This is a genomic window from Rectinema subterraneum, from assembly GCA_009768935.1.
GTDB classification, from domain to species: Bacteria; Spirochaetota; Spirochaetia; order Treponematales; family Rectinemataceae; genus Rectinema; species Rectinema subterraneum.
Genome location: WESA01000006.1, coordinates 1 through 12,748, shown reverse-complemented (window position 1 = coordinate 12,748; position 12,748 = coordinate 1). Strand labels below are relative to the sequence as shown.

Annotated in this window: 9 protein-coding genes; 4 read left to right on the top strand and 5 right to left on the bottom strand. The window is 50.7% G+C overall.

The window, feature by feature from the left end; genetic code table 11:
- Window positions 1-7 precede the first annotated feature (7 nt).
- Complete coding sequence (secA, locus tag GAP13_RS03050; protein WP_158906072.1) at window positions 8-2,773, bottom strand: preprotein translocase subunit SecA; 2,766 nt, start codon at window positions 2,771-2,773, stop codon at window positions 8-10.
- A gap of 56 nt (window positions 2,774-2,829) precedes the next feature.
- Between secA and GAP13_RS03045 the strand changes: the two genes are divergently transcribed.
- From GAP13_RS03045 to GAP13_RS03035, 3 genes are all read left to right on the top strand, one after another.
- Window positions 2,830-4,041 (top strand): LIC_12708 family protein, encoded by a 1,212-nt coding sequence (locus GAP13_RS03045; RefSeq protein ID WP_158906070.1) that lies wholly within the window; start codon window positions 2,830-2,832, stop codon window positions 4,039-4,041.
- 76 nt (window positions 4,042-4,117) lie between these two features.
- Window positions 4,118-5,779, top strand: a complete 1,662-nt coding sequence (locus GAP13_RS03040) for a bifunctional ADP-dependent NAD(P)H-hydrate dehydratase/NAD(P)H-hydrate epimerase (protein ID WP_158906068.1) — start codon at window positions 4,118-4,120, stop codon at window positions 5,777-5,779.
- 10 nt (window positions 5,780-5,789) lie between these two features.
- Window positions 5,790-6,236, top strand: a complete 447-nt coding sequence (locus tag GAP13_RS03035) for an NUDIX domain-containing protein (protein ID WP_158906066.1) — start codon at window positions 5,790-5,792, stop codon at window positions 6,234-6,236.
- A 46-nt stretch (window positions 6,237-6,282) separates the two neighbouring features.
- Here GAP13_RS03035 and xseB read toward each other — a convergent pair whose 3' ends face one another.
- Together xseB and xseA are read right to left on the bottom strand one after the other, a co-directional pair.
- Window positions 6,283-6,525, bottom strand: a complete 243-nt coding sequence (xseB, locus tag GAP13_RS03030) for an exodeoxyribonuclease VII small subunit (protein ID WP_158906064.1) — start codon at window positions 6,523-6,525, stop codon at window positions 6,283-6,285.
- Entirely contained in the window at window positions 6,512-7,771 is a 1,260-nt protein-coding gene (gene xseA, locus GAP13_RS03025; RefSeq protein ID WP_158906062.1) for an exodeoxyribonuclease VII large subunit, read from the bottom strand. The genes xseB and xseA overlap by 14 nt, the downstream gene beginning before the upstream one ends.
- Before the next feature lie 80 nt (window positions 7,772-7,851).
- On the opposite strand from xseA, the gene GAP13_RS03020 reads away from it, so the two are divergent.
- On the top strand, window positions 7,852-10,521 hold the full coding sequence (locus GAP13_RS03020; RefSeq protein ID WP_241864278.1) for a helicase-related protein: 2,670 nt from the start codon (window positions 7,852-7,854) through the stop codon (window positions 10,519-10,521).
- Here the strand turns inward: GAP13_RS03020 and trmB are convergent.
- Window positions 10,508-11,248: a tRNA (guanosine(46)-N7)-methyltransferase TrmB gene (gene trmB / locus GAP13_RS03015; protein WP_158906060.1), complete on the bottom strand. Its 741-nt coding sequence runs from the start codon at window positions 11,246-11,248 to the stop codon at window positions 10,508-10,510. The two genes, GAP13_RS03020 and trmB, sit on opposite strands and share 14 nt — an antisense overlap.
- A complete protein-coding gene (hisS, locus tag GAP13_RS03010) occupies window positions 11,235-12,551 on the bottom strand; it encodes a histidine--tRNA ligase (protein ID WP_158906058.1) in 1,317 nt (438 codons plus the stop codon). The genes trmB and hisS overlap by 14 nt, the downstream gene beginning before the upstream one ends.
- Between the last annotated feature and the right edge of the window lie 197 nt (window positions 12,552-12,748).

The following is a 12,748-nucleotide window of genomic DNA, read 5'->3' as shown; positions in this document are numbered from 1 at the left end:
CTCCGGATCAGCGGCCATGGCAATGCTTATATTTTTTCCCTGAGCCGCACGGACAGGGATCATTGCGGCCTATTTTCTGGCCTTGCCGGATGACTGTAGCCGCAGGCGGCGCTGCTGCTGCGGCAATGGCGGATTCCTGCCGCACTGCTTCCGATTCGCCTGCAAAAGAACCAACAGACTGATGGCTCGTTTGCGCGACTTCGATTCTTGGAGCCCGCGATGGTATTGTCGCAGTCTGTTCGACCTTCTGCTGGATTCGTACGCGGAACACCTTCGAAGCGATATTGTGCCGAATCGAGAGAATGAGCGATTCGAAAATATCCGAGCCTTCGAGCTTATATTCGAGAAGCGGATTCTTCTGGGCATAGCTGCGCAGATATACGGCTTCGCGAAGCGCTTCCATGGACTCGAGATGATCCAGCCATTTTTCATCGATTTCCTGAAGATATGAGAATCGAATGAAGAAATTGAGGCTCTCCGCTCCGGCCGATTCGATTTTTGCGCTGAGGTCCTGATCCAGCAGTTTCTGGATTTCCTGGATAATTGTGCCCGAGCGATGCAGATCGGCAACCTGCTTGGGGGAAAGGTCAATGCCGAATGTGTCGAACAGCCATGAGCAGAAATCAGCGATCGCTTTGTTCTGGTTCTCTTTGATGGATTGATCGAGAAGGTCGCTTCGGTCTTCCAGCATTTCGGTTGCGGAAGTTCTGACTCTCTCTATGAGGTCGGTATCTGCCAGAATGGCATTGCGCTGTTCATAGATGAAATTGCGCTGCTTGTTGAGCACGTCGTCATACTCGAGCAGATGTTTTCTGATTTCAAAGTTGCGCTCTTCGACTTTTTTCTGTGCGCTTTCGATAGATTTGTTGAGAAGGGGGTGATAGATGGGCTCTCCGGGTTTCATGCCAGCTTTGCTCATAAGCTGCTTGAAGTTTTCTCCGCCGAACAAGCGCATGAGGTCGTCGTCAAGTGAAATGAAAAAAATGGATCTTCCAGGGTCGCCTTGTCGACCGCTGCGTCCGCGCAACTGATTGTCGATCCGCCTGGATTCATGCCGCTCGGTGCCTATGACACAAAGTCCGCCAAGGCTCTTTACTTCTTCGTAATCGCGTGCCCAGAGGTCGTATTCATGGAGCAGGGCTTCTCTGTATTTTTCTTCTGGAGCTTCGGTTCCCGCTTTTCTGCGGGCGCGAAATTCGGGATTTCCACCGAGTTTGATATCAGTGCCGCGGCCTGCCATGTTTGTGGCGATGGTGACGGCCCCCTTTGCGCCCGCTTCCGAGATGATGAGTGCTTCACGCGCGTGGTTCTTGGCATTCAAAACTTCGTGCCGGATGCCGTTTTTTGTAAGCATGGCGGAAAGCTTTTCCGATTTTTCTATCGACACGGTGCCGACCAGAATTGGCTGGCCCTTGGTGTGCAGGGTTTTGATTTCATTCAATATTGCGTCAAATTTTTCCGTTTCATTCAGATAGACAAGATCATTTTCGTCTCTGCGCACGACTGGTCTGTTAGTGGGTATGACAACAACATCGAGATTGTATATTTTATTAAACTCTTCCGATTCGGTGTCAGCAGTTCCCGTCATGCCGGCTAATTTTTTATACAATCTAAAGTAATTTTGAAAGGTAATCGTCGCCAGCGTGCGATTTCGCCGCGCGATTTTAATGCGTTCCTTTGCTTCTATTGCTTCGTGAAGACCCTCGGAGTAGCGCCTGCCATGAAGAATGCGGCCGGTAAATTCATCGACTATCTGCACCTGATTGTCCTGCACTACATAATCCACATCCTTGTTGAAAAGGCGCTGCGCTCGGACAGCTTGCGTAAAATAATGCACAAACTCGAAATTTGCTGGATCGAAAAGGCTGCCTTTAATGAGGCCGCGTTTCTGGAGAAGCGACTCAATATGATTCATGCCCTCGCTGGTGAACATGACGCGTTTCGATTTTTCATCGATTTTGAAATCGCCTTCCAGCACTTCCCCTTTTGATTCATCGGGATATTCGCCTGTTTCGGGATTTTTTTTCGCTTCAACCAAAGAAAGGGCAAGCCGGTTCACTTCGTTCACTTTGTAGGTGTCGTCGTCTGCAGGGCCGGAGATGATGAGCGGAGTCCGCGCCTCATCGATAAGAATGGAGTCGATTTCATCGATTATGCAGTAGGCATGTCCTCGCTGAACTTTCTGATCGAGCGACCAGACCATATTGTCGCGCAAGTAATCGAAACCGAATTCATTATTGGTTCCATACGTGATATCGCATGCATACGAGGTTTTTCTGGCCACATTATCCATGGACGAGAGGATGCATCCAACAGAAAGACCCAGAAATGTATAGATCTGCCCCATCCATTGGCTATCGCGTTCAGCAAGGTAATCGTTGACAGTAATGACATGGACGCCCTGGCCCGTCAGCGCATTGAGATACGCAGCCGTGACAGATGAAAGAGTCTTGCCTTCCCCGGTTTTCATTTCGACGATTTTGCCTTGATGCAGAACAATTCCGCCAATCAGCTGGACATCGAAAGGGCGCTCGCCAAGTCTTCGGCGAGCCGCTTCCCGAACAAGCGCAAAAGCCTCCGGCAATATATCATCCAGCGTCTCACCTTTTGAGAGGCGATCTTTGAATTTAGTAGTCATTTTGGGGAAATCCGCATCCGACAATGACAGAGCCCATGGTTCGAGTTCATTGATTCTATGGAGCAGCGGCAGAACAGCCTTGATATCTTTTTCTTTTTTTGAGCCCAGGAGGGCTGCAAGAATGTTTCCAGACATAATGAATAGAATACTTTCGTTCTCATAAAGGGTCAAGGAATGGTATAATCCGGAGTATGAACAGACGATGCACAAGGACTCTGCTGCTTCTCGGGGTTCTCCTGGTACTGGCCAGCTGCAAGGTATCATCAGATGAAGCAAAGACGCATGCGCTATTCGATATCGGATACGGGAAGACCGACTTTACTCTTGATCTTTCGGCATCAGAAAAAAACAATATTGGATTATCCATCAACAAAGGCATATTCCATATTCTGAGCAGGGGAGAGGCGAAAATTCTGAGCATTTCCTCATATGGCCAAACACTTGCCATGTGGTACGACCCCGCACGCGGAAGTGCGCCGATGATTCTGAAGGATGTGAAAATCGATGCTGGGTCGTCAAAAGAGGACATGGGCCGCTTTGCGACTCAGGTTTCTTTTGTTGATCCCTGGCCAATGGCTGCGGATTCAAGGCAAACACTCTACGTCGCGGACAGGAAGTCAAACCAGGTTTCTGCGAATGGCACTGAAAATTCCGCGTATGGAGCCGAGCCGGACAGAATTGTCCGGCGTTTCGATGCCAATGGAAAAGAACTAGGGCCTCTTGGCCAGGAAGGAATAGCTGGTTCGCCATTTCCGGAAATAATGCGTCTTGAAATTACAGAAAACGATACGCTTGCGGTGATATGCGCCTCCGAGACTGAAACCCTGGTTTACTTTTACGACCGAAATGGCGTTTTCCTGCATCTACTCAAACTGAAAGACAATACTTTGCCGATTCCTGCCCAGATTCTGAAAAAAAATCCGGAGGGGAAAGGCCTTCGGATCATTCCTTCGCTGGAGTCCATCATACCCGCATATGTCGCGGGGAAAACAGAAGTGATTTTAAAAATCAATTATTACCTTGAAAATTATGATGTCGGAACCGGCGTCACTCTGTCGATTGATCAGCTAGGAGGATGGATACTTCAAATTGATGCATCTGCCGGCTCAATCCTCAATGCGTTTCCGCTCCAGAGCGGTATGAGCGAAACGGGTGTCAATCTGCAGCTTGTTGCTGCAAAAAAGGACAGTTTTCTGACCATCCGCTGGGCTGATCAATACCTTGGAGGAGAGTTGCTGAAATTTGACTCAAGCGGAAAAGTAACTGGAAAACTGAGCATTCGCTGCCCAGATGAGGCTGCTGCATTTGTTGCAATGACTGTTGGAGATGATGGGTACCTCTATTTGCTTGCCTCTCTGCCTTCTGCACTCCGAATGTATGCATGGAAGATCCCTGGCATGTGATAATAATGTTTTGCTTGCAGATACAGGGAATCAGCGAGTATAGTTAGAAAAGTCTCGTGGAAGCGGAGGTTTTTCGATGCGCTCTCTTGTTTCGATGAGTCAATCGCTCTTGCTGGATGCCTCCACGCGAGAGCTGTTCAACTTTTCTGCAGATGGACTCATGGAAGTTGCATCATTGCGGCTATGGTACGCATTGCAGCAAGAAATGCTTTCGCTAGGCGCATTGACCGGCAAGAGCAAAGATACCATTGCAATAGCTGCGCTGTGCGGGAAAGGGGATAATGCAGGCGATGCCCTCGCAATGCTCAGGCATGCGAAAATGGACGGCTTTCAGCGTCTTTCTGTATTCATTCCCGATCCAGCGACAATGAAAGAGAATGCGCGATTGAATTTATGCCGCGCGGAGCGCTGCGGAATCGATATCATCAGATATGATCTCGCCCCGGATGAACTTGAAAAAAAACTTACGGCTCAAGATATTCTCTTGGATGCTGTACTCGGCACTGGCGTTAAAGGAGCGGCAAAAGAACCCGCGGCAGCACTGATATCTGCGCTAGCAAGCGCAAAAAAAGCAGCGGTTTCAGAGAAAAGCCATTTCCCCTATCTTTTTTCGATAGATGTGCCCTCAGGCTTGAGCGATGAGTGGGAACCAGGCTTTCCATGCGTCCAAGCAGATGCGACGCTCTGTATCGAGCCGATGAAAGAAGCCCTTTTCATGCATGCCGCGAGGCCCTATGCTGGCAAAATCATACCGGTAGGAGGGATTTTCCCGTTATGGCCAAACGAGGCACATCCCCGAGTATGGGAAATTGAAAGTGCTGATCTTCCCGAGTTTCTTCCGCCGATTTCGCCATGGGCGCATAAAATGCAGCGAGGCAGGGTGGCAATTTTTGCAGGAAGTGCGGCCGGCGCTGGTGCTGCAATGCATTGCGTGCGCGGTGCAGCAGCTTCCGGGGCGGGGTATATTGCGCTGTATTGCGACGAAGAGCTTTACTCTGCGTACCTTTCTGCTCTTGGCGATTATGCGATTGTAAGAGTATATTCCGACGATACTTTTTCCGCCGAAGAATGGGACGCACTGGTCATTGGCCCAGGATGGGGAATCGGAGAAAAAAGAGAGGGCCAGCTTGCTCGGCTGCTCCAATCGAAAACTCCAATAATTCTCGATGCTGACGGAGTTCGGCTATTTGCACATCTTGCAGAGCAGCATTCGCGGAACGGAACTCTACGTTTTTTTAAGGCTCCGCTTGTTCTGACACCTCATCCGGGAGAATTTTCTGCGCTCCAAAAATTCATAAGCCAGGAAGAAGCAGCGCAATTTCAGTCATCGGGAATGGTGAATCAAGTCTGCTCGCTCGCGCAAAAATTCGGGATTGTTGTTGCGCTCAGGGCATCCACAACGCATATTGCCTTCCCCGATGAATCATGCGCAATCTGCGACGGTAGCACGCCAGGGCTTGGGGTTGCCGGCTCAGGAGACGTGCTTTCCGGGCTCGCCGGGGGGTTTCTTGCAAGGTGGCGCGCAGCACGAGAGCTTCGCGCCGCATCAGAGCTCAATGAGGGGGATCACGGCATGTGGAAAGATCCCCTTTCGGCAGCGATTATCAGCGCGGTACTTGTGCATGCCGCTGCAGGGCGCAGTCTTTTTGATGCCCAGGGATGGTTCAATCCAGAGGAGCTGGCACGAACCTGTGCGCGTATCAGCTCATGGCAGCTCGATTGCTTGAAGGCGCAATAATGGCAGATATATGACATCATCTAAAAAACGAGGACCTGTAGACTCTTTTCAGCGGTCAGTTGCTGGAATCGCTGCGAGCGGTTCGCTTTTTTTTCTCGCGCGGCGAAAGCAGGATGATACAGAAATGAGTTACCGCTGGGAATTTCCTGGCGGCAAAGTGGAAGAAACAGAAACAGATGAAGAAGCGCTTGAGCGGGAATTTCTTGAGGAATTTGGCGCCAGGATACAAGTGGTCAGGTATCTTGGCGAGACCATGTTTGCTCATAGAGGGAGAATGCGCATTCTCGCCGCATGGGAAATACGCATGCAGCCGAAAGATGTAGCGATGTTGAATGAACACTCGGAGGCTGCCTGGCTTCCATTCGAATCGATCACGAAAATGGACCTTGCGGACTCGGATCGGTCGCTTTTGCCGCTTGTGCAGGCTGCTTTTTCCGCGCTGCAGCAAAAAATGTAAAAACTGCTCATGCTCTGAATTTGAGCATGGGCGAGCAAAATCAATTCTATGGCTGAATGTTCTGCGCTTGATCCTCGAACGCGGCTGTGCGCGGAGATTCGTCTTCTTCCAGACTGTTGAGCAAAACTTCGACCTTTCCCTGCAGCTCATCAAGTTCTTTCTTGAGGGATCGAGCAAGGGTGATGCCTTCTTCGAATATCTCAAACGATTTTTCCAACGGAAGATCTGTATCTCTCATCTGCTCGGCGAGTTGTTCAAGTCTTGCGATTTTCTTCTCAAAGTCCTTCATCGTTTTTGCTCCTTGCATCTTCGGCTTGTGCGCTCAATATCGATGCGTTCGCTTCGCCTCGGTAAAATGATATGTGCACTTCTTCACCAGGTTTGATCATTTCTGCAGAGCGAATGATTTCAGCGCTTTTGCGCACTATAGAAAATCCCCGTTTCATGATTGCTTTGGGGTTGGAAAGCTCGATCGCACTTGCAGCAAGCGCGATGCGATGGCTGAAGGCATCGACTTTGCTGCGCATGCCCTGCTCGATCGCTTCAGTTGCCGTGTCGAAGCGCTGCATCAGAAGCATATGGCGACGAACAAGCATGCTTTCCATGCTGCGTGGGGACACCAGCGAAAGGCGCTGCCGCGCATGCTCAATTATCTGCCGCATCGATTGCGCGAGGACCGTTTCAAAATGCTCGATTTCCTTCTGGACAAGGCCAAGATCCTTGCTAGCCATTTCGGCTGCTGCGGATGGGGTAGGAGCACGCAGATCGGCAGCATAATCGGAAAGAGCCCAGTCTGTCTCATGACCGACTGCACTGATGACAGGGATGCGGGATTCGGCAATTGCGCGAACGACAATTTCCTCTGAAAACGGCAGCAGATCCTCGATGGAACCGCCGCCTCGCCCTACAATGAGCACATCCGCAATGCTCCACTGGTTTGCCTGCCGTATTCGCGCTGCAATCGATGCGGCAGCTTCTTCCCCCTGCACGGCTGCCGGAAGCAGAATAATGTGTGCTTTGGGGTTTCTCCTGCGCAACACATGGATGATATCCCGTATCGCAGCTCCTGTTGCGCTGGTAACTACTGCAATTCGCTCAGGAAAAGCAGGGATCTGTTTTTTTCTGTCCTGATCGAAAAGGCCTTCCTTTGCAAACTTCTGCTTTCGCTCCTCAAGCATGGCAAGAATGTCGCCAAGCCCGGCAGCTCTCATCGTTCTTGCAATAAGCTGATACTGTCCTCTGCCTGCGTAGACTGAAATGCCGCCTCGCGCCCAGACTTTCATCCCATCGCGAGGAACAAATGACAGCGCGAGCATATCTCGCCTGAACATGACGGCCTGCAATACGGCTTGGTCATCTTTCAGAGAAAAATAGAGATGGCCAGAGGCGGCCACCTTGCAATTCGATATTTCTCCCTCTACGGTTACATCGGGGTATTTATTTTCCAGATCGTTCTTTATGAGCAGTGTCAGCTGTGAGACGCTGAGTGGCGAGGAAGATTGTACAGAATCGGCGAGCCAGTCATCGGCATGCATGGCAACATTCTAGCAGAAATGTCCCTGTCCGGAAAAGCTGCATACTGGCTTAATTCGGTCGCAAATATTAGACTAACGACATGATGAATCCTCACGATCTGCCCATTTATCAGCAAAGGGCGAAAATACTCGATGCGCTCGAGAAGAATCAGGTCATTGTAGTCGAAAGCCCGACAGGCTCAGGCAAAACCACACAGCTTCCAATCATTCTGTATGAAGCAGGATATGCAGCCCGCGGAATTATCGGTGTGACGCAGCCTCGCCGCATTGCTACGCTCTCAGTGAGCGATTTTATTGCGCGCCAGCTGGGGAGCGCTATCCCTGGAATTATCGGCTATAAGATGCGTTTTGAAGATGCCACCGCGTCGAATACAGTAATAAAGATTATGACCGATGGCATCCTGCTGCAGGAGATGAAGCTTGATCCATTTCTTTCCCGCTATGGGGTAATTATGGTAGATGAGGCTCACGAACGAAGTCTCAATATCGATTTTATCCTCGGACTTCTCAAGAAGGTGTTGGAAGCCAGAAGTGAGTTCCGCGTTATCGTTTCATCAGCCACGATCAATGCCGAGATCTTCTCGGAATATTTTTCGGAATGCCCGATTGTTCGCATCGATGCTCCAATGTTTCCTGTTCGTGTTGTGTACGATGCAATAAAACCTGTTTCGGATTTGCCGCAGCCAGCAGGCGAGCATGAAGCCGGCTACTATCGTTCTTCCGATGACGCGCTCTACGACAAGATTCTTTCTATTGTGGGCAGAGTTCTCGATGGCGATGCAGGAGCCGAACCAGGCGATATCCTTATTTTTCTTCCAGGAGAAAAAACCATAAAAGGCTGCCTGCAACAGCTAATAGCCAGCCGCTGGGCAGCAAAATTATACTGTATTCCCCTGTATGCGCGTCTCGGCAAAGATGAACAGGAGCGCGTGTTTGATGATCCGCCGCCCGGAAAAATCAAGGTAGTTATCGCAACGAACATTGCGGAAACAAGCGTTACCATCGACGGCATCACAGTCGTCATCGATTCAGGCCTTGCCAAAATAAATTATTACAACCCAAAGACTTTTACTGCCAGTCTTATCGAAACCCCCATTTCCAAGGCATCCTGTAACCAAAGGAAGGGAAGAGCGGGGCGTACGCGGCCCGGCATCTGTTACAGGCTTTATTCGATTAAGGATTTTGAGTCAAGGCCATTGTATCCGACCGAAGAAATTCATCGCACCGATCTTTCGGAAGTCCTGCTTCGCATGGCAGAGCTCGGCATTACGGATTTCGAGCATTTCGATTTCATCACTAGGCCGCCCAAAAGCGCCATTCGAGGCGCAATCGAAGTGCTGAATCTGCTCGATTCGCTCAACCCTGACCGTACCCTCACCCGCATCGGCGAAATGATGTGTGCCTTTCCGCTTTTGCCCAAGCTTTCCCGTATGATAGTTGAAGCTATTTTGAAATATCCCGATGTGATAGCCGCAACATTGATTGCATCTGCCTTTCTCTCCACTACCAGCCCTTACATTTTGCCGCCTGGCGAGGAGACGGAAGCGCGCGCTGCGCATCATCAGTTCCGGGACCCAATGGGCGATTTTGCATCGTATTTGCGGCTCTATGAAGCATTTGTAGCTGCGCGGGACAAAACCAGATTCTGCGAGCGCAATTATCTAGATGAGCGCACACTACATGAAATTGTGCGGATCCGGGAACAGCTTGAGCTGATTGTGTCCGATCTTGGCGTGCCCATTGGCTCGGGGGGCGCGATAGCTGACTATATCTGCGCGGTAAGCAGGGGCCTCATCCAGTTTGTCTGCGCAAGGCAGGGGCGGGGGATGTTCCGCTCCCTTACTGCGGAAAGAATACAGATACACCCTGGATCGGTCATGTTCAGACAGGATGCTGATTTTATCGTCGCAGGCGAAATCGTGCGGACAACGAGGATGTATGCGATGTCGGTCTCGCCGCTATCGAAAGCCCAGCTGTATCGCATTTCTCCGGAGCTTGCAGATCAGTTGATACGCCTCAGGCAGAAAACATCGATGCCTCCGCGCAGCAGAGAAAGGGATGCATACCGGAGTCGAAATCATAAAGAAAGCCAGAGAGGCGGACGAAAATCCGAAATATCCAGCCATGACCTGCCCCAGAAAGAAAAGCTCGAATCGCTTGTTCTGGGCGGGGAGGTTTTCCCGATCGAGGGCAAGAAACCGTCCTTGCGAACGGTTGTACTAGACTGGAATCGCCTGAAGCGTATCGCTTCGCAGATAGGTCCCGCAGATGAAGATCTTGGAAAAGGTCTCAAAGCCAAAATCGAATGGGGCAAGTACCAGCTTTTCGGAAACGAAAAATTTTCCACTGTGCTGAAGGCTCTCAAATGGATGGATATCGAAAAAGATCTTTCTTCGGGTTGGCCAAAGCACAAGAATTATTCTTTTGAAGCGGATAAAAGCGAGAGCGAAGAAGACAGCCTGGAAAAAAGAAGGCGCACCCTTGAGGAGCTCGCAGATTCCCTTGGCTCAGTCCTGCATGTCACAAAGGTAGGAAAGACTGGAAAGCTGGGATTCATTGGCCTTTATTCGGACGAAGCAGGCAATTTCTGGTTCCAGCCGACCCGATCGTTTTCGGAGGCCCTGAATCAGAGCCTGGCAAGCGCAGAATTGCTTGTCGATTATGCGAAGGATTTAGGGCTTGAGGCCGAGCTCAAAGATAAAATTGGCTTGCTCTATCGCAGGCTGAATGATTTTTTCAGCTCTTTATAAACATGAGTTCGAATGCGTTTCGACCTGATTCATTTGCATGGCCTTCGAATTTGGTCACTGGGCGCCAGTCCTGGCGAGGCGCAAAGCCTTCATAGCGGTTCGCCAGCAGTTTGCAGGATTCGAGCGCATTTTTTGCAAATTCGCCGTATTCCTCGATATCGGTGACAAAATAGAGATAGCCGCCTGATGCAAGCTTTTCTGCCATCAAGCATATGACAGCCTTTTGCATGAGCCTGCGCTTGTGATGCCGTTTTTTTGGCCACGGGTCAGGATAGAAGATGTGCAGGCCCGCAAGGCTTTCCGGAGGAATGGCCGTGCGCAGCACTTCCAGCGCATCGTGCTGGATAATTCGCACATTGGCAATATTGTGCTCGCGGAGATCCATGATGAGTCTCCCTACACCGGGCGCGTGGATTTCGATGCCAAGGTAGTTGTAGTTCGGTCTGTCTCTGGCAATTTGCCAGGTTGCCTGGCCCATCCCGAAGCCGATTTCGAGGATAACGGGTCTTTGCTCATCGAATAGCTTTGCAAAATCCAGCGGAACGGGGGTGAAGGGGATGATGTAGGTTGGTCCCCAGACCTCGATTGCCCGTCGCTGGGCTTCGGTCAGCCTGCCGGAGCGGACAACAAAGGATCGCACGCTTCCGTCGAGAAGCTGGCTGCCTTCGAGGGGGGAGCTATTGTGCAGCTGGTCGCCTTCGAGGGGCTTTGCGTCATCGCGAGCCATCAAGCTCTTTCCTTGCGGCATCGCCAATAGCAGAAAAATCGGCAATTTCAATATTTTCGCGGCGGCCAAGAACGCGGAGAGTATAGGGCTTGGACGCATTACCTAAAAAAAGCGCGAGCGGAATGTGCTTTCGCTCTGCATAGGTATATTGCGCGACTACCTTTTTGGGCTCCGGGAAAACTTCGACCGCGAAACCATCGGCTCTCAGCAAATTGGCAAGTCTGTGCATTTCCGGCAGCTGAATATCGTCCTGATTGATAATGAGGATTTGGGTGGATTCGTCGGACACCACAGGCTTGCCGATTGCCTCCAGCGCAGCCATAAGCCTGTCAAGGCCAACAGAAGCGCCAACGCCTGGGAGTTTTTTGTCGGTATAGAGGCTTGCTAATTCATCATATCTGCCGCCCGAGCAAACCGAGCCGATTTCGGGCAGGGCAGCAAGAGTGGTTTCCAGCACCATGCCCGTGTAGTAATCAAGTCCGCGCGTGATGCTGGGGTCGAGTACCATGCGGTTCTCGAAACCTGCAGCAGAAACACACTCCATAATCTTGAGCATTCGGTCTTTTGCCATATCCGCAGCCTGGTCCTTCTGTGCGCAAAAGCGGTGCATTTTATCGAGAGTCGCCTCGAAAGAATCCTCTTTGCGGATGAATTCGAGAATATCGCTTGCCAGAGGGCTGCCAACAAGCGAAGAGAGCGCATTGGCTGTCGCCTGTTGTCCAATCTTTTCGAGCTTATCGACTGCCCGCAGGATATCGACCGATTTGTCAGACGCATCGATATGCGCCAGGAATCGGTTGAAAAGAGCTCTGTGGTTGACCCGGAGGCTGAAATCGCCGACTTGGAGTTTTGTCATAGCTTGTGCGGCGGTAAGCACAATATCTGCATCGGCCGACGCAGAATCGGTACCGACAATGTCGAAATCACATTGCATGAATTCGCGGTATCTGCCGCGCTGCGTATTTTCGCCGCGCCAGACTTTTGCAATGTGGTACCTCCGGAATGGCAAATACAGTTCATCAACATGCTCGGCCATAAATCGCGCGAAAGGAACCGTGAGATCGAAGCGCATGGCAACATCCCGCTCTCCATGATCGAGAAAGCGGTACACCTGCTTGTCGGTTTCGCCTCCACCTTTGCCCAGGAGAATTTCTGCATACTCAAGGACGGGCGTATCTATCGGCACAAAGCCGAATGATGCAAATACCTGTTCGAGCTTCTTTACAAGAGAAGCTCGCGCCATCTCCGCGTCGGGCAGAAAATCACGGAAACCTTTAAGGACTCTCGGGGTTATGGTCGGCATCGATATCTCCGTCTTGGATACATAAATTGGAATGCGTCGCTATTATGAAAATAAATCGCCAGCCGTGCAAGCGGGCAATGCTTGCTATTCACAATCTTTTGTGCTATAAAACAATGCCCTCCATGATTCCGCAGTAGCCTGACATTGCCCAACTCAATAAGTCTTTACATCAGGTGAAATAGCTGGTTTATTTCATC